Genomic DNA, 16,946 nt, shown 5'->3' with positions numbered 1-16,946 from the left:
AAGTGCTCACGCCCTCCGTGTCACGCAGTCCGGTGACGCGGGGGGCGTTGCCGTTTCAGCGCGTGACGGTGCCTTCCACCAACAACTGCGCCAGCGTCGTGAGGGTGGCGTCGTACGTCACCGTCTCGCGGAACAGGTTCTGGTGCAGCACCGCGCCGATGAAGCCGCCGATGATGCTGTGCGCGGCCTGGTGCGCGTCCACGTCCAGCCGGAACTCCTTCGTCTTGTTCTGCCCGTAGCGGATGATGTTCTCCGCCGCCGCGACGTAGATGCCCAGCTTCTCCCGGATGGCCTCGGCCACCCGGTCGTTGTTCTCCGCAGACTCCGCCGACACCATCCCGAAGAAGATGCCGTACTCGCGGTGGTAGCGCAGGAACTGCTGCGTGCGCTCCATGAACGACTTGAGCTGCACCCGGGCCGGCTGCTTGCGGTGCTCGCTGAGCATCTCCTGGAACTCGGCCATGTAGCGCCCGTGCAGCTCCTCGATGGCCGCCAGCAGCAGATCCTCCTTGGTGGGGAAGTGCCAGTAGAGGGCCCCGGGCGTCATCCGGATGGCCTTGGCCAGCTCCGCCATCGTGGTCGCCAGGATGCCCCGGCGCGCGAACAGCGTGATGGCCGCCTCCATGATTTCCACTCGCGTCCGAGCCGCGCGCTCTTGCTTGATCTCCCGCTTCGCCGGTTCCTTGCGCATCTGGGTGGGTATCCTACCCCACCTCACGCGCGTCGCGTCACGACCCCCCGCGTCAGGCGAGCAAGGTCACCTTGACGATTTCCGGCGGGGCGGCCACGCGCAGCGGCGGGCCCCAGAAGCCCGTGCCGCGGCTCACGTAGATGTGGCTGTCGCCCTCGCGGAACAGGCCGGCGTCGTGCTCCCAGATGGCGGACACCATCAGGTTGAAGGGGAAGAACTGGCCCCCGTGCGTGTGCCCGGAGAGCTGCAGCCCCATGCCCGCCTTCAGCGCCTGCTCGCGCCAGCCCGCGGGTTGGTGCGCCAGCAGCACCGAGGCCCGCGAGGGATCCCTCCCCGCCGTGGCCGCCGCCAGGTCATAGCCGCGCTCGGGGTAGCCCGAGCGCCGGGCCCCCCAGTCATCCACGCCCACCAGATCGAAGGATGCCCCCGGCTCGCCGATGCGCACGTGGCGGTTGCGCAACACCATCAGGCCCATGCGCGTGAGCGCCTCGGCCCACTCCTCGTCCCCCGAGTAGTACTCGTGGTTGCCGGTGACGAAGTAGGTGCCGTGCCGCGAGCGCAGGTTGCCCAGCGCGCCGACGCCGTGGGCCAGGTGCGCCACCCGGCCGTCCACGAGGTCTCCCGTGATGCACACCAGGTCGCCCTTCAGGGCGTTGCACTGCGCCACCACCGCGTCCATGAAGCGGCGCTGGATGAGCGGCCCCACGTGCACGTCGCTGAGCTGGATGATGCTGAAGCCGTCCAGCGCCTTGGGCAGGCCGGGCAGCTTCACCGCCACCTCGTTCACCACCGGCGGGTGGAAGGCACGCCACACGCCATAGCCGGCCATGCCTCCGGTGGCCGCCAGCGCCACCCCCGCCGTCGTCCGGGCGAGGAACTGCCGCCGCTCCTCGTCCACCCCGGGGGGCACGGGGGCCTGCGCCTCGCGGCGGCGCTTCAGCCAGCCGTTGAGCGTGTGCAGCCCCCCGAGCGACAGCACCGTCAGCAGCAGGTAGACGGCCACGCCCATCCAGAACCAGTTGAGCCGCGAGAGGAAGGACGCCGTCTGCTGGGGGAGCAGGCGCGGCACGAACCACCAGCTCGTCATGAGCGTGGCCAGCAGCCCCATCAGCACCACGCCGGCCCGTCGCCAGTGGGGGTGCTTCGCCGTGTCCCGGAAGAGCCGGCGGTACAGGTAGACGTGCCCCAGCACCACCACCAGGGACATGGTTCCGAAGAAGATGAGGGATTGCAGCGAGATGCGCATGGCGGTCTGAATACTCACCGGCGCCCCGTGCGCCGCAACCCCATCGTACGTGAAGAAACGTGAAGCCGGACCCTCACCCCACGAGCGTGCGGAGGGCCGCGGGCAGCTCCGGGTGCTGGAAGCGGTAGCAGGCCTCGAGCGCGCGCCGGGGCAGCACCCGCTGGCCTCCCAGCACCACCTCGGACATCTCCCCCAGCGCCGCCTTCAGCGCGAAGGAGGGCACCGGCAGGATGGCCGGCCGGTGCAGCGCCGCCCCCAGGGCCCGCGAGAAGTCCGCGTTCGTCACCGGCTCCGGCGCCGTCACGTTCATCGGGCCCGACAGCTCCGGCTGCTCCAGCGCGAAGAGCAGCAGGCCCAGCGTGTCGTCGCGGTGCACCCAACTCATGTACTGCTGCCCCGAGCCCATGCGCCCCCCCACGCCCAGGCGGAAGGCGGGCAGCATCTGCTCGAGCGCGCCGCCCTCCGGGTGCAGCACCACGCCGATGCGCGCCACCACCGTGCGGATGCCCGCCGCGGCCGCCGGCTGCGCCTCGGCCTCCCAGGCCCGGCACACCCGGGCGAGGAAGTCGTCCCCCGGTGCGCTGCTCTCCGTGAGCGGCTCCTCGCCCCGGTTGCCGCCGTAGTAGCCGATGGCCGACGCCGACACGAAGTGCCGCACCGTGCCCGCCGCCCGCATGGCCTCCACCAGCAGCCGCGTGCCCACCACCCGGCTGTCGAGGATTCGCTGGCGCGCGCGCTCCGTCCACCGCTGGGCCACCGGCTCGCCCGCCAGGTGCACCACCGCCTCGGCGCCGCCCAGGGCCTCCGGGGAGAGGGGCCCGGCCGCATCGTAGAAGGCGCCGCTCACTCCCCTGGGGAGGCGCCCCAGCGTGCGCTCCACGTCCCGCGCCAGCACGTGCACCCCGTGGCCCTTCTCCAGCAGCCGTTGCACGAAGAGGGGACCGAGAAAACCACTGGCTCCGGTGAGGGCGACCTTCACGGGTTCATCTCCTGGGGAATCTCCCGGCCGAGCAGCGTGCCGAGCGCCTGGAAGAAGGTCCCCTGATCCTCCTCCTTCATGCGCCCGGAGTACCGGTAGACGAGCGTTCCGTTGCCATCCAGCAGCAGCACCGAGGACGTCTTGGTGGGCAGGTTCCACGGCGCCGCCCCCAGCGTTCCCTTCAGGTCCACCAGGATGGGAATGCCCCACTTCTTCTCTTCGTCGCGCACGTGGGACAGCGCGATGCCCCGGGCGGGGAAGAAGTCGTACGACTCCAGGTTGGCCACCGCCACCACGAAGGCCGCCTCCAGCAGTCCCAACTCCTTACCCCGCGAGAAGAGAGCGTCCTTCAAGGGTGAGTTGAGTGTCGTGGAGTGGCGATCCTCATAAAAAAGAATGACGGGTTTTCCCCGCCATCGCGAGAGAGCCACTTCCTTTCCGTTGGAGCCCCGCAACGTTGCGTCCATCGGTCCAACCTGTGGCGCGGTGGCGAGCGAGGGACTCGTGGCCAACAGGGCGGCCGTCAGCATGCCAGCAATCCGTGCAGTCATCGGGGACTCCCGTGAACGAAGCTTCTACGAACCTTGAACATAGCCTTGACAGAGGCTGGACACAAAGGTTACCTCCACCACAGAAGCCACCCACCCGGCCGGAGGAAGGTTGTATGGGGCTCACGCCCTTCATCACTGCAGCGCCCATGCCGGCTCCCTCGGTGGAGCAGGCGTGGCTGCAGTTGGTGCAGGCCCGGGTGGAGTCGTCGCTGGCGGAGCTGCTGGAGCTGCCGGACGAGGCCCGGTTGGACATCCGTTGGACGCAGGCGCTGGGACACGTCCGCGAGTACGTGTTGCGCCCCGTCTTGAGGATGCGCCCGGCGTTGCTGCTGGCCGGCTACTGCCTGGCCCGGGGCTCGGCGGCGGTGCCGGCCGGGCTGTGGCGCTTCGCCGCGGGGCTGGAGCTGCTGCACGCCTACCAGGCCGTCCATGACGACGCGGTGGAGCAGACGGTGCTGCGGCGCGGAGGGCTGACGCTGCACCACGTGCTGGCGCCGGCCCCCACGGGGCAGCACCTGTCCGTGGTGGTGGGGGATCATCTCTTCGCCCGGGCCATGGAGACGCTGCTGGGCTCGGAGCTGCCGGGCGCCGCGCAGGCCGGCCAGTACTACCTGCGGCTGTGCCGCTACACCTCGGTGGGGCGCTACGTGGACCTGCGACAGGGCGGCGTGCGCCTGGGCCAGGGCGGGGTGCTCCAGGCGATGCGGCTGGCGCGCATGAAGATGGTGCGCGAGGGCCTGGCGCCGGCCCTGGTGTGCGGGGCGATGCTGGCCGGGGCGGACGACGGGCTGCGGCTGCGGCTGGCGCGGGTGGGCTGCGGCGTGGGGCTCGCCCATGAGCTGCGCGACGAGCTGCTCGGCCTCTTCGGCGAGGCGAGGGGCGGCGCCAGGGCCCCGCGGTGCGACTTCCTGGTGGGCCGGCGCACCTTCCCCGTTGTCGCCGCCTGGTCACGGGCGCTTCCCGAGGTGCGCCGGGAGCTGGAGACGTTGTGGGCGCTGCCGGCGGAGCGCCGGGACGAGGCCGCGCTCGGGCGGGTGCGCCGGCTGGTGGAGGACGCCGGAGGCCGGAGCGTCACCGAACATCTGGTGGGGCGGGCCTCGCACGGAGCCGTGCGGGCGCTGTCGGCGCTGCCCAACCCCCATGGTCTGCGCGAGCTGGTGCAGGCCCTCATCGGCCAACTGGCCCACCGCATGGTCTGAGAGGAGAAGCACCGTGAGGAGCGGCAAACGACAGGCGGTGGTGGTGGGCGCGGGCGTCGGCGGACTGGCGGCGGCGGCGCGGCTGGCCCACCAGGGCTTCGACGTGCAGCTCTTCGAGAAGACGGACGGTCCGGGCGGGCGCTGCAACCGCCTCCAGGTGGAGGGCTTCACCTGGGACATCGGCCCCACCATCGTCCTCATGCCCGAGGTGTTCCAGGAGACGTTCGCCTCGCTCGGCCGGCGCATGGAGGACTACCTCACGCTCATGCGGTGTGACCCGAACTACCGCATCCACTACCGCGACGGCTCGGACATCACCTTCACCTCCGAGCTGTGCGCCATGGGGCGCGAGCTGGAGCGGATTGAACCGGGCAGCTACGCGCGCTACCTGGCCTTCCTCGCGCAGGGCCGCACCCAGTACCGCATCAGCCTGGATCATCTGGTGGGCCGCAACTACGCGGGCATCTCCGACTACTTCGCGCCCTCGGTGCTCAAGAAGATCTTCCAGGTGCGCGCCCACCGCCGCATGTACGCGGACGTCAGCCGCTTCTTCCAGGACGAGCGGCTGCGCGCGGCGATGACCTTCCAGACGATGTACCTGGGCGTGTCGCCCTTCGCCTCGCCGGCGGTGTACGGCCTTCTGCCCTTCACGGAGCTGGGCGTGGGCGTGTGGTTCCCCAAGGGGGGCCTCTACGCCATTCCTCTCGCGCTGGAGAAGGTGGCGCGCGAGGAGGGCGTGCGGCTGAACTACGGCACTCCGGTCAAGCGCATCCTCACCGGGGGCTCGCGCGCGGTGGGCGTGGAGCTCGAGGACGGGCAGGTGGTGAAGGCGGACGTGGTGCTGTGCAACGCGGATCTGCCCTACGCGTACGAGAAGCTGCTGGACCCGGGCGTCACCCGGCTCAAGCGCGCGAAGACGCTGCGCTACACCTCCAGCGGCTACATGCTCTACCTCGGGCTCAAGCGCCGCTACGAGGGGCTCAACCACCACAACGTCTTCTTCGGCAACGACTACAAGGGCTCGTTCGACGACATCTTCGAGCGCTTCCGCGTCCCGGAGGACCCGAGCTTCTACGTCAACGCTCCGGCCCACACGGACCCGAGCCTCGCGCCGCCGGGCAAGGACTCGCTCTACGTGCTCGTGCCGGTGCCGCACCAGCACCCGGGGTTGGACTGGAAGGTGGAGGGCCCGAAGGTGAGGGCGAAGGTGTTCCGCCGCCTGGCCGAGCTGGGCTACCCGGAGCTGGAGCGGGACATCGAGGTGGAGCGCGTCTACACGCCGGACGACTGGGCTTCCACCTTCAACCTGGCCCGGGGCAGTGCCTTCGGGCTGGCGCAGAACTTCTTTCAGATTGGCCCCTTCCGCCCCGCCAACCAGGATGCACGGGTGCGGAATCTGTTCTTCGTGGGGGCCTCCACCCAGCCGGGCACCGGTCTTCCCACGGTCCTCATCTCCGCGCGGCTGGTGGTGGAGCGCATCCTGGCGTGGTCCGGAGCGGCGGAAGTGGTGCAGGAGCCCGGAAGTGCCGGGCGCGGCGCAATCGAGGAGGCGGCATGAAGTCGCACGACAACACCCTGGTCGCACGTGGTTACGAGATGGCGGAGCGCGTCACGCGTTTTCACGCCAAGAGCTTCTTCTTCGCCTCGTTCATGCTCTTCGGACTGCGGCGCAAGGCGGCCTTCGCCCTGTACGCCTACTGCCGGCGCCTGGATGACATGGTGGACGTGGCGGACGGTGCGGACCGGGGTGCGGTGCCCGAGGACCTGGGCGAGCGGTTGATGCGCGCGCGCCGGGCGGTGGCCGAGCTCTTCGTGGACGCGCCGGAGCTGGGAGACCCGCGCATGCCTCCGCCCGCCACGCGCGCCAGCGGGGGCGACGGCCCGTGGGACCCGGCGGAGTTCGCCGCCCTGCAGGACGTCATCCGCCGCTTCCGCGTGCCCGAGCAGCCCATGCAGGACCTCATCTCCGGCATGGAGATGGACCTGACGAAGCGCCGCTACGAGACCTGGGCCGAGCTGGATTTGTACTGCTACCGGGTGGCCGGCGTGGTGGGGCTGATGATGGCGCCCATGCTGGGGTGCTCGGCGGAGTGGGCGCTCGGGCCGGCGGCGGACCTGGGCCGCGCCATGCAGCTCACCAACATCCTCCGGGACGTGAAGGAGGACCTGGACCGGGACCGCGTCTACCTGCCGCGCGAGGAGCTGGCGGCCTTCGGCCTCACGGTGGACGACCTGCGCGCGGGCGTGGTGGATGACCGGTGGCGCGGCTTCATGCGCTTCCAGATCGACCGGGCGCGCGCCTACTACGCGCGGGCGGCGGCGGGCATCCCCGCGCTCACCGGCTTCGGCTGCCAGCGCATGGTGAAGCTGATGGGCTCCATCTACGGGGACATCCTGCGCGTCATCGAGCAGAACGACTACGACGTCTTCAAGGGGCGGCTGTCGGTGCCGGGCAAGCGCAAGCTGGCCCTGGCCAGCACCATCCTGGTGCGGCCCGCGGCCGTGCTACCCGCGCCGCCGACGCCCGAGGTGTCGGTGCCATTGCTGCCCAGGGGGGCCACCACGGGAGTGAGGTTATGAGCGACGACAAGGTACAGACGTTGAAGGTGAAGCGCTCCTCGCGCCTGTCGGGTTTCTACCGGCAGACGCCGGAGAGCCGCCGGACACGGCTGGTGGAGTCACGCTGGCTGGCGCCGGAGGAGGCCGAGGCCTGCGCGGGCCTGGGTGGCTTCGACGAGGCCTGCGCGGACGCCATGGTGGAGAACGTCATCGGCCTGCACGGCCTGCCGCTGGGCGTGGCGCTCAACTTCGTGGTGAACGGGCAGGACCGGCTGCTGCCCATGTCGGTGGAGGAGCCCTCCATCATCGCCGCGGCCAGCTATGCCGCGCGCCTGTGCGCCGAGGGGGGCGGCTTCTCCGTGGCGTGGGACGAGCCCATCACCACCGCCCAGGTGCAACTGCTGGACGTGCCCGCGCTGACGGCGGCCGGCAGCGTGCTGCGTGCGCGCTCGGCGGAGCTGCTGGCCGAGGCCAATGGATGCCTGGGCGCCATGTGCGCCCGGGGGGGCGGGGCGCGGGAGCTGGAGGTGCGCGTGCTGGACGCCACCACGCTCGTCGTCCACGTGCACGTGGACACCCGGGACGCCATGGGCGCCAACCTCGTCAACGGCCTGGCCGAGCGGATGGCACCCCGGCTCGCGGAGCTGACCGGGGGCCGGGTGGGGCTGAAGATTCTCACCAACCTGGCGGACCGCCGGAAGGTGTACGTGCGCGCGACGGTGCCCGCGCCGGCACTGGCCTCCGAGGGCTTCCCCGACGGCACGGCGGTGCGCGATGCCATCCTCGAGGCCCAGCTCTTCGCGGAGATGGACCCGTACCGGGCCGTCACGCACAACAAGGGCGTGATGAACGGGGTGGACGCGGTGCTGGTGGCGTGCGGCAACGACTGGCGCGCGGCGGAGGCGGGGGCGCACGCGTACGCGGCGCGCTCGGGCGTGTACCGGCCGCTCACCGCGTGGAAGAAGGGCCCGGCGGGCGAGCTGGTGGGCCTGTTGGAGATGCCCCTGGCCACGTCCACGGTGGGCGGCGCGGCGCGCACGCACCCGGGCGTGCAGCGGGCGCTGAAGCTGGCGCGGGTGACGAGCGCGGTGGACCTGGCGGGCGTGGCCGCGGCGGCGGGACTGGCCACCAACCTGGCGGCGCTCAAGGCGCTGTCCACCGAGGGCATCCAGAAGGGCCACATGGCGCTGCACGCGCGGCGCGTGGCCGCGGAGGCGGGGGCCCAGGGCGAGCTGGTGACCATCGTGGCCGAGCGGCTGGCGCGTGAGCGCGTCTACCGGCCCGAGCGTGCGCGGGAGATCCTCGCCGAGGAGGCCCGGCGGCAGGAGAACGCGCGATGAAGACGATGCGTGTCGCGGTGGTGGGCGGCGGAATCGGAGGGCTGACGGCCGCCGGGCTCCTGGCGAAGGAGGGCCACGACGTCACGCTCTTCGAGGGAGGCCCAACCCTCGGAGGAAAGGCGCAGTGCGTGCAGGTGGACGGGCTCCGGCTGGACACCGGACCCACGCTGCTCACGCTGCCGGACGTGGTCAAGGGGCTGTTCGAGCGGCTGGGCGGGGCGGAGCTGCTGCCGCCCATCACCGAGCTGGAGCCCCAGTGCACCTACCGCTTCTCGGACGGGTGCGGCTTCGTGGCGTACAAGGATGTCGAGCGCACCGCCCAGAGCGCGGGCGAGCTGCGCCCCAGTGAGCGGCGCGGGGTGCATGGCTTCTACGCGGAGGCCGAGGCCATCTGGCGCGCCGCGGGCGAGCCGTACCTGGAGGCGCCCTTCGAGGGCATGGCGGGCTTCATGGCGCGGGTGGCGCGGCGGGGCGTGACGGCGATGGCCAAGGGGATGAAGCTGGCCACGCTGGACGAGCTGGCGCGGGCGCACTTCAGGACGGACCACATGCAGCAGTTCGTGGGCCGCTTCGCCACGTATGCTGGGGCCTCGCCCTACGAGGCGAGCGCGGCCTACGCCCTCATCCCCCACATCGAGCGCGCGTATGGCGTGCACCACGTGCGGGGAGGCATCGGCGCGCTGGTGGACGCGCTCGGCGCGGCGGTGAAGCGCCAGGGCGTGAAGGTGCACCTCAACGAGCGGGTGGGCTACACGCGCGACGCGCGGGGCTACCGGGTGGGGCCCCGGGGCGGCGAGGAGCACTTCGACTCGGTGGTGGTGAACGCGGATCCGCTGGACAGGCTGGGGCGGGGCAGTGAGGCGCTGTCGCTGTCGGGCTACGTGCTGCTGCTGGAGGTGGACGGCCGTCCCGCGCTGCCGCACCACACGGTGCTGTTCAGCCGGGACTACCGCCGCGAGTTCGACGAGCTCTTCGGGGGACAGCTCGCCACTGACCCGACGGTGTACTTCTGCAACCCCTCGGCGACGGACCCGACGGTGGCGCCGCCGGACAGGACGGGCCTCTTCGTCATGGTGAATGCCCCGGCGCTGCCGCGCGAGCCGGGGGCCCATGAGCAGGCGGCGGCCGCGTGGGAGCTGCAGGCCGGGCGGGTGAAGGCGCAGATGTTCGACAAGCTGCTGGCGCACTACCCGGAGCTGCGCGGGCGCATGCGGGTGGTGGGGCAGCGCACGCCGGTGGACCTGGCGGCCCTGGGCGCGCCGGGCGGCTCCATCTACGGCTTCCTGCCGCACGGGAAGTTCGGCCCCTTCCGCCGTCCGCGCATCCGGGGCGGCACGCCGGGGCTCTTCTTCGCGGGCGGAGGCACGCACCCGGGAGGCGGGGTGCCGCTGGTGATGTTGTCGGGCCGCTTCGCCGCGGAGATGGCGTCCGAGCACCTGCGGAGGAGCGCATGAGGCGCCTGGACCTCGCCCTCGCGGGCACGCCGCGGGGGGATGCGTGGCGGGAAGCACTGCCGGCGCTGCCGGACACCCCGGGGGCGTACCGCTGGTTCTACGCCGACGTGACGGCGGGAGAGTACAGCGCGGTGTGCATCTTCATGGTGGGCTCGCTCTTCTCTCCGCGCTACTCGGCGGGGGTGAAGCGGGGAGCACTGCCGCTCGAGCACTGCGCGGTGAACTTCGCGCTGTACCACCGGAGCACGCGCCGGCGCTGGGTGCTGAGCGAGTACCCGCGCGCGGCGGTGCAGGTGCAGCGGGGAGGCCGGGCCCTGCAGCTCGGCCGCTCGCTGCTGGAGTACGGGCTGGACGGCACGGTGCGCATGGAGGTGGACGAGCGGTGCGCGCCCTTCGGTGGGCCGCTGCGGGCGCGGCTGGTGCTGGAGCCCCAGGTGACGGCGGCGGACGAGGTGCAACTGGTGCCGGGGCTGCCGCACTACTGGCGGGCGCTGGCGCCCCGGGCGAAGGCGCGGCTGGAGGTGTTCTCCGAGGGCGTGGAGGTGGAGGGAATCGGCTACCACGACAGCAACCACGGCGAGGAGCTGCTGGGGGCGCGGCTGCCGGGATGGCACTGGGCGCGCGTGCACGGGCCGGAGGAGACGGTGGTGGACTACCACCTGCCGGGCGGGGTGGCGCCGCTGCGGGTGACGGCGGGTGCGCTGGGCACGAAGTCCGAGCGGAGGCCGCTGCTGGCGGAGGCGCGCGACACGAGCCTGACGGGCTGGGGCCTGCGCGTGCCGGCGCGGCTGTACGCGGGCAACGAGGTGGTGGACGAGCCCCGGCTATTGGAGTCCTCGCCCTTCTACGCGCGGGTGGAGGCGCGGCGGGACGGGCTGGACGTGATGGGGGAGGTGGCGGACTTCCGCCGTTTCCACTCGCCCTTCATCCGCTGGATGGCGCACTTCCGCACGCGCGTGGAGCGTGGGGCATGAATCCGCTGGAGGCCATGGGGCTGGGCTGGGTGGTGCTGGCGGGAGGCTTCAGCGCGGTGGCGCTGGGCCGGCTGTTGCGGCAGCGCCGCCGTGCGGTGGAGCCCACGCGGGTGCCGGTGCTGCTGCTGCGGCCGGTGGACGCGCCCACGGAGCGGGAGTTGGAGAACCTGTCGAGGCCCCTCGACTACGCGGGGCCGCTGGAGCACGTGGTGCTCTCGCCCCAGGCGCCGAAGCTGCCGGAGGGCGTGCGCTGGCTGCGGAGCGAGCCGGGGACGCCGAACCGGAAGGTGGGGCACCTGCTGCACGCGCTGGAGACGCTGCCGTGGGATGGGCGGGTGGTGCTGGTGGTGGACGCGGACGTGGCGGTGACGGGGGCGCTGGTGGAGGGCCTGGTGGCACCGGTGGCCGCGGGGGCGGCGCTGAGCACGGCGGTGCCGACGCCGGTGGGCGAGCGGGCGCTGGCGGACCGGGCGGTGGCGGGGCTGCTGCGGCGCACGCACCACAGCTTCCGGGCGTTGCACGTGATGAGCGCGGGGGCCAAGGCGGTGTGTGGCAAGGCGCTCGGGCTGAGCACCCGGGCGGTGGACGAGCTGCGGGCGCTGGCGGACCACATCGGCGAGGACCTGGAGTTGTCCAAGCGGTTGCACGCCCAGGGCCTGGACGTGGCGCTGTGCGAGGTGCCGGCGTTGGTGCCGATGGCGCCGGGAACCTGGAGCGGGGCACTGGAGCGCTTCACGAGGTGGATGCAGGTGCTCGGAAGCCACCGGCCGGGGCTGTACCCGACGGTGCCGCTGCTCTTCACGCCGACGTGGCCGCTGCTCGTGCTGAGCCTTTTCACGGGCTCGAAGTGGCTGAGCGCGGGAGTCGCGGGTCTGCTGTGGGTGAGAACCCTGCTCTCCTGGCGCCTGACCGTACTCAGTACCCCTCTCCCCCCGGGAGAGGGACGGGGTGAGGGTGCCGGGTTCAACACTCCGGGCCCCGTGCTGTGGGACTGGCTGTTGGGCGAGGCGCTGCTGCTCGCCGCGTTCATGACTTCTCTCGTGCGGCCGCCGCGGGTGACGTGGCGGGGCCGTACCTACGCGTTGCATTCCGGGGGCCGCATGTCGCCGGAGCTGCAGTGGAGGCCGAGGATGACGTACGCACGTTTTCTGGGACTGTTCGTCGTCCTGCCCATTCTGTTCCTGCTGGTGCGCTACCGGCGCACGCTGACGCCGCGAGGGCTGGCGCCGATGGGCCTGCTGATGGTGGTGGTCTACGCGGCGACGACGCCGTGGGACAACCTGGCGGTGAAGTGGGGGCTGTGGGGCTTCAAGCCCGAGCTCATCTGGGGCATCAAGATTGGCTACCTGCCGCTGGAGGAGTACCTCTTCTTCGGGTTGCAGACGCTGCTGGTGGGCCTGTGGGCGCGCGCGCGGCTGCTCCGGGTGCTGGAGGCGCCCGAGCCCCAGAAGACGCAGCCGGCCGAGGGGACGCGGAAGCCCCGGCTGGACGCCGGAGAGGTGGCGTCATGATGGAGTCGCGCTGGGCGTACATGATTCACCTGTTCGCGTGGGCGGTGCCCTTCATCGTGTTTCAGCTCGTGGTGCTGGTGCACCACTTCCGGGGGCGCTCGTGGGCGGTGCTGCGGGCGGTGCTGCCCCCGGCCCTGGTGGTGGGCACGTACCTGGCGGTGGCGGACCACCTGGCCATCCGCGTGGGCATCTGGAACTTCGGCGAGGGCAAGCACCTGGGCGTCTACGTGGCCGGGGTGCCCCTCGAGGAGATCTTCTTTTTCCTGCTGACGAGCGTGATGGTGTCGCTCGGGCTGACGCTCTTCACGGTGCTCCTCTCGCGGCGGGAGGCGCGGGTGCCGTGATACGCGCGGCGAAGGGAGGACTCTTCGGGAAGGTGCTCGACGGGTACGTGGGGTGGAAGTTCCGGTCGTCGTTCCGGGGCCTGTGGGTGCGCGGGCAGTTGCCGGGAGGCGAGGGCGCGCGGCTGGTGTACGCCAACCATTCCAACTGGTGGGACGGCTTCGTGCTGCACCAGTTGGGGAGGGCGGCGGAGTGGGATGCGTACTGCGTGATGGAGGAGCAGAACCTGGAGCGCTACCGCTTCCTGTCGAAGCTGGGGGCCTTCAGCATCCGCAGGGGCGAGGCGGCCTCGTCGCTGGAGACGCTGCGTTACGCGCGGGAGCTGCTGAGAAAACCGCGGGCGGCGGTGTGCATCTTCCCGGAGGGCGAGCTGCGCCCCTTCGGCGTGCTGCCGTTGCGGCTGGAGCGCGGGGTGGAGCTGCTGGGGCGGGTGGGGCAGGTGGAGTGCGTGCCGCTGGCCATCCGCTACACCTTCTTCGAGCACGAGCGGCCGGACGTGCTGGTGGAGGTGGGGACGGCGCACGCGGCGGGGGGGCTGTCTCGCTTCCAGTCGGAGCTGGAGGGGGCGGTGCGCCGGCTGGCGGAGGTGAAGAGCCTGGAGGGTTTCTCGCGGGTGGTGGCGGGCGGAATGGGCGTGGCGGAGCGCTGGGACACGGTGCGAGGGAAGGCGCCCTCGGCATGACGCTGCGCATCCGAACCATCGCCCGGCTGACGGGCATCCGCGAGGCCACGCTGCGGGCGTGGGAGCGGCGCTATGGCTTCCCTCGCCCGCACCGCAACGAGAGCAACTACCGCGTCTACTCCCGGGACGAGGTGGAGAACATCCGCCGGGTGGCGAAGCTCATCACCGAGGGCCTGTCGGTGAGCGAGGCCATCGCCCAGGTGCGCACGGTGCCGGTGGGGGAACTGCCGGTGCGCGAGCGGCTGGCGGAGCGCTTCTGGTCGGCGGTGATGGTGATGGACGGGGAGGAGGCGGACCGGGTGCTGGGGGAGGCGCGGGCTTCCATGGAGGTGGAACCCTACGTGGACACCGTCCTCATGCCGCTGCTCCGGGAGATGGGGGAGCGGCTGGACATCGCGCGCGAGCACCTGGCCTCGGCGCTCATCCGCCAGCGGCTGCGGGCGCTGTTGCTGGCCGAGGACACGCGCCCGGGGGGCCCTCGGGTGCTCCTGGCCTGTCCGGAACGCGACATGCACGAGGGCGGGCTGCTGGCACTGGGGCTGCATCTCAAGCGCAAGGGCTGGCGGGTGACGCTGCTGGGGGCGGACACCCCGGCCGAGGCCCTGAGAGGGGCGTGTGTTCAGGTGAGCCCGGACCTGGTGGCGCTCTCGTGTGTGCGGCGGCGGGAGGCGGAGGAGCTGCGGCAGGTGCTGCAGAGCGCGGTGGAGGCGTGTGCACCGGCGATGGTAGTAGTAGGGGGGCCGGGCGCACGCGAGCACTTGAAGGCCATCTTCAGCGCGGGAGCACAGTACGCGGAGTCCACGGAGGAGCTGATGGCCCTCTGGCAGCAGGCGCGCGGCGCGTCGAACCGCACCTGAGGAGAGGGTGGGGCGAGGAGGAGTGGGATGGCCGAGCGCACCTATAGAATCCACATCGCCGCCGAGCTGTCGGGGGTGAGGGTGGAGCTGATCCGCGCCTGGGAGCGGCGCTATGGCGTGCTGGCGCCCCGGCGCACGCCGTCGGGCTACCGGGTGTACACGGACCGGGATGTGGCGCTGCTGCGGCGGCTCAAGCAGCTCACCGAGGAGGGCGTGTCCATCAGCGAGGCGGCGACGATGCTGCCGCAGTTGCTGGAGGAACTCGACACGGCGCAGCCGGTGCCCGAGCCCGTGTCCGAGGCGAGCGCCACGAGCCTGACGGCCTGGCGGGACGAGGCGCTGGCGGCGGCGGCGGCGTTGGATCAGCGGCGGGTGTCGCAGGTGCTGAACGAGGTGCTGGCGGCGCTGACGCCCCTGAAGGCCTACGAGCAGGTGCTGGTGCCCTTGCAGCGCGAGGTGGGCGAGCGCTGGCATACGGGGGCCTTCTCGGTGGCGCAGGAGCACCTGGTGACGCAGGAGGTGCGTGCGCGAGTCATCAGCCTGCTGCACGCGGCGCCGGACACGGGCCGGCGGCGCGCGGTGCTGGCCTGCTTTCCGGACGAGCAGCACGAGATGGGGTTGTTGGGGGCGGCGTTGCGGATGAGGCACGCGGGGGTGGCGGTGACGCTGTTGGGCCAGCGGACGCCGGCGGCGGAGGTGGGCCGGGTGGCGCGCGAGCTGAAGGCGGAGCTCGTGGGGCTGTCGGCGGTGACGGACCACGGGGCGCAGGACTTCGAGGACTCGCTGTCACGCATCGTGGCGGGCGTGCCCCGGGGAACGCCCATCTGGGTAGGAGGCGCGGCGGCCCACGTGCACCAGGACGTGTGCGAGCGGCTGGGCGTGCACCTCTTCGAGCGCGGAACGGACTGGGCGCGGCTGCTGGGCGGGTGAGCGCGCTGAGCCTCCGGGGCGGGGGCCTCAGTGCACCCCGCCCATCATCCGCCGGATGGGGCGCACGAAGAGGGCCAGCACCAGGCCCGCGGCGATGGCGATGGCGGCGACCGCGCCGAAGAGCTGTGGCAGGGGCATCGCCTCGAAGCCTCCCGCCACCAGCCCGGCGATGAGGTTGCCCAGGGACACGGACATGAACCACACGCCCATCATCAGCCCCACCATGCGGGCCGGGGCCAGCTTCGTCACCGTGCTCAGCCCCACCGGGCTCAGGCTCAGCTCCCCGAGCGTGTGCAGCAGGTAGGTGAGCACCAGCCACAGCGGGCTCACCTTGTGGCCGGACGCCGCCGCCAGTGAGGCCAACACCATCACCCCGAAGCCCGCTCCCAGCAGCACCAGCCCTCCCGAGAACTTCGCCGGGCTGGACGGCTCGCGCCCGCGCCGGTTGAGCCACACCCACAGCCAGGCGAACACCGGCGCCAGCCCGATGATGAGCAGCGCGTTGATGGACTGCAGGGAGCTGGCCGGTACCTCCCAGCCGAACACCACCCGGTCGGTGAGCTCGCGGGCGAAGAGGTTGAGCGAGGAGCCCGCCTGCTCGAAGCCGGCCCAGAAGATGGCCGAGCAGATGAAGAGCACGCCGATGACGCCCAGCCGCCGCTTCTCGCCCGCGTCCAGCCCGCCCGCCGTGAACATGTAGGCGAAGAAGGCGAGCGCCAGCGACACGATGATGAGCCCGCCCGCGCTGGCCAGCCCCACCGCCGTGGTGAGGTCCACCACGCCCAGCAGTTGCAGCACCACCAGCAGGCCCACCAGCACCCCCACCACCGCGAGCCCCAACGTGCGCGAGCCTCCGCCCGCCGGCTGCCCCGCTGTCCCGGGCGAGGCGCCCCGCGCGTCCTTGGGCTCGAGTCCCACCTGGCCCAGGTGCTTGCCTCCCACCACGTACTGGATGACGCCGAACACCATGCCCACGCCCGCGACGCCGAAGCCCAGGTGCCAGTCCACCTTCTCTCCCAGGTAGCCCACCACCAGCGGCGAGAGGAAGGCGCCGATGTTGATGCCCATGTAGAAGATGGAGAAGCCCGCGTCCCGCCGCGCGCCGCCCTCGGGGTAGAGGTCTCCCACCATGGTGCTGATGTTGGGCTTGAGCAGCCCCGTGCCCACCACGATGAGCAGCAGCCCCAGGTAGAAGAAGAACAGCCCGGGCAGCGCCATGCTGAAGTGGCCCAGGGCGATGATGATGCCGCCGGAGAGCACCGCGCGCCGCTGGCCGATCACCCGGTCCGCCAGCCACCCGCCCGGCATGGCCGCCAGGTACACGCCCGAGGTGTACAGGCCGTAGATGGCGCCCGCCTTGATCGCGTCGAAGCCCAGGCCCCCCTTCTCCACCGCCGCCGTCATGAAGAGGATGAGCAGCGCCCGCATGCCGTAGTAGCTGAAGCGCTCCCACAGCTCGGTGAAGAAGAGCGTGGAGAGCCCGCGCGGGTGGCCGAAGAAGCCTCCCTGCTCCGGGGGGGTGGGCCCCCCGGGTGAGGCGAGGGGGGCGGCCGAGTCGCTGGTGAATTCCGAGGTGGGTGTCTTGGGCATTCCGGGCTCCTGGCCCGGACTCTACCCACGTGCGGGCCTCC

Annotated in this window: 16 protein-coding genes and 1 pseudogene; 12 read left to right on the top strand and 5 right to left on the bottom strand. The window is 71.8% G+C overall.

The features are described from left to right. Positions 1-55: 55 nt before the first annotated feature. From ACN28I_RS23635 to ACN28I_RS23620, 4 genes are all read right to left on the bottom strand, one after another. Positions 56-691, bottom strand: a complete 636-nt coding sequence (locus ACN28I_RS23635; protein WP_420944209.1) for a TetR/AcrR family transcriptional regulator — start codon at positions 689-691, stop codon at positions 56-58. Between the two features lie 52 nt (positions 692-743). Then, the gene (locus ACN28I_RS23630; protein ID WP_420948701.1) at positions 744-1,937 is read right to left on the bottom strand and encodes a metallophosphoesterase; all 1,194 of its coding nucleotides are present in this window, start codon (positions 1,935-1,937) and stop codon (positions 744-746) included. Positions 1,938-2,010: 73 nt separating this feature from the next. Next, on the bottom strand, positions 2,011-2,916 hold the full coding sequence (locus ACN28I_RS23625; RefSeq protein WP_420944208.1) for a TIGR01777 family oxidoreductase: 906 nt from the start codon (positions 2,914-2,916) through the stop codon (positions 2,011-2,013). Then, a complete protein-coding gene (locus ACN28I_RS23620) occupies positions 2,913-3,269 on the bottom strand; it encodes a hypothetical protein (protein WP_420944207.1) in 357 nt (118 codons plus the stop codon). Before ACN28I_RS23620 ends, ACN28I_RS23625 begins: the two co-directional genes overlap by 4 nt. Before the next feature lie 311 nt (positions 3,270-3,580). On the opposite strand from ACN28I_RS23620, the gene ACN28I_RS23615 reads away from it, so the two are divergent. From ACN28I_RS23615 to ACN28I_RS23560, 12 genes and pseudogenes are all read left to right on the top strand, one after another. Continuing rightward, positions 3,581-4,666, top strand: a complete 1,086-nt coding sequence (locus ACN28I_RS23615) for a polyprenyl synthetase family protein (protein WP_420944206.1) — start codon at positions 3,581-3,583, stop codon at positions 4,664-4,666. A gap of 13 nt (positions 4,667-4,679) precedes the next feature. Continuing rightward, positions 4,680-6,224 carry a phytoene desaturase family protein gene (locus tag ACN28I_RS23610; protein WP_420944205.1) on the top strand — a complete coding sequence of 515 codons (1,545 nt, stop codon included), beginning with the start codon at positions 4,680-4,682 and terminating at the stop codon, positions 6,222-6,224. Then, on the top strand, positions 6,221-7,246 hold the full coding sequence (locus tag ACN28I_RS23605) for a phytoene/squalene synthase family protein (protein ID WP_420944204.1): 1,026 nt from the start codon (positions 6,221-6,223) through the stop codon (positions 7,244-7,246). The genes ACN28I_RS23610 and ACN28I_RS23605 overlap by 4 nt, the downstream gene beginning before the upstream one ends. Continuing rightward, positions 7,243-8,565 (top strand): hydroxymethylglutaryl-CoA reductase, degradative, encoded by a 1,323-nt coding sequence (locus tag ACN28I_RS23600; RefSeq protein WP_420944203.1) that lies wholly within the window; start codon positions 7,243-7,245, stop codon positions 8,563-8,565. The genes ACN28I_RS23605 and ACN28I_RS23600 overlap by 4 nt, the downstream gene beginning before the upstream one ends. Continuing rightward, positions 8,562-10,019 (top strand): phytoene desaturase family protein, encoded by a 1,458-nt coding sequence (locus ACN28I_RS23595; RefSeq protein WP_420944202.1) that lies wholly within the window; start codon positions 8,562-8,564, stop codon positions 10,017-10,019. Before ACN28I_RS23600 ends, ACN28I_RS23595 begins: the two co-directional genes overlap by 4 nt. After that, positions 10,016-10,993: a carotenoid 1,2-hydratase gene (locus ACN28I_RS23590; protein WP_420944201.1), complete on the top strand. Its 978-nt coding sequence runs from the start codon at positions 10,016-10,018 to the stop codon at positions 10,991-10,993. Before ACN28I_RS23595 ends, ACN28I_RS23590 begins: the two co-directional genes overlap by 4 nt. Further along, a pseudogene (locus ACN28I_RS23585) lies at positions 10,990-12,120 on the top strand (glycosyltransferase); the annotation flags it as partial. The gene ACN28I_RS23590 and the pseudogene ACN28I_RS23585, both read left to right, overlap by 4 nt. Beyond that, entirely contained in the window at positions 12,094-12,504 is a 411-nt protein-coding gene (locus ACN28I_RS23580; RefSeq protein ID WP_420948700.1) for a lycopene cyclase domain-containing protein, read from the top strand. The pseudogene ACN28I_RS23585 and the gene ACN28I_RS23580, both read left to right, overlap by 27 nt. Beyond that, the gene (locus tag ACN28I_RS23575) at positions 12,501-12,848 is read left to right on the top strand and encodes a lycopene cyclase domain-containing protein (RefSeq protein WP_420944200.1); all 348 of its coding nucleotides are present in this window, start codon (positions 12,501-12,503) and stop codon (positions 12,846-12,848) included. Before ACN28I_RS23580 ends, ACN28I_RS23575 begins: the two co-directional genes overlap by 4 nt. After that, a complete protein-coding gene (locus ACN28I_RS23570) occupies positions 12,845-13,528 on the top strand; it encodes a lysophospholipid acyltransferase family protein (RefSeq protein WP_420944199.1) in 684 nt (227 codons plus the stop codon). The genes ACN28I_RS23575 and ACN28I_RS23570 overlap by 4 nt, the downstream gene beginning before the upstream one ends. Then, a complete protein-coding gene (locus tag ACN28I_RS23565) occupies positions 13,525-14,385 on the top strand; it encodes a MerR family transcriptional regulator (protein WP_420944198.1) in 861 nt (286 codons plus the stop codon). The genes ACN28I_RS23570 and ACN28I_RS23565 overlap by 4 nt, the downstream gene beginning before the upstream one ends. Positions 14,386-14,412: 27 nt before the next feature. Further along, a complete protein-coding gene (locus tag ACN28I_RS23560) occupies positions 14,413-15,315 on the top strand; it encodes a MerR family transcriptional regulator (RefSeq protein ID WP_420944197.1) in 903 nt (300 codons plus the stop codon). 27 nt (positions 15,316-15,342) lie between these two features. On the opposite strand, the gene ACN28I_RS23555 is transcribed toward ACN28I_RS23560, so the two are convergent. After that, positions 15,343-16,905, bottom strand: coding sequence for a peptide MFS transporter (locus ACN28I_RS23555; RefSeq protein ID WP_420944196.1), 1,563 nt, complete (start codon positions 16,903-16,905; stop codon positions 15,343-15,345). Positions 16,906-16,946 lie beyond the last annotated feature (41 nt).

Source organism: Archangium gephyra, assembly GCF_049060025.1.
GTDB classification, from domain to species: Bacteria; Myxococcota; Myxococcia; order Myxococcales; family Myxococcaceae; genus Archangium; species Archangium gephyra_A.
The sequence above is the reverse complement of the archived record's forward strand: the minus strand, read 5'-3'. Positions and strand labels throughout refer to the sequence as shown.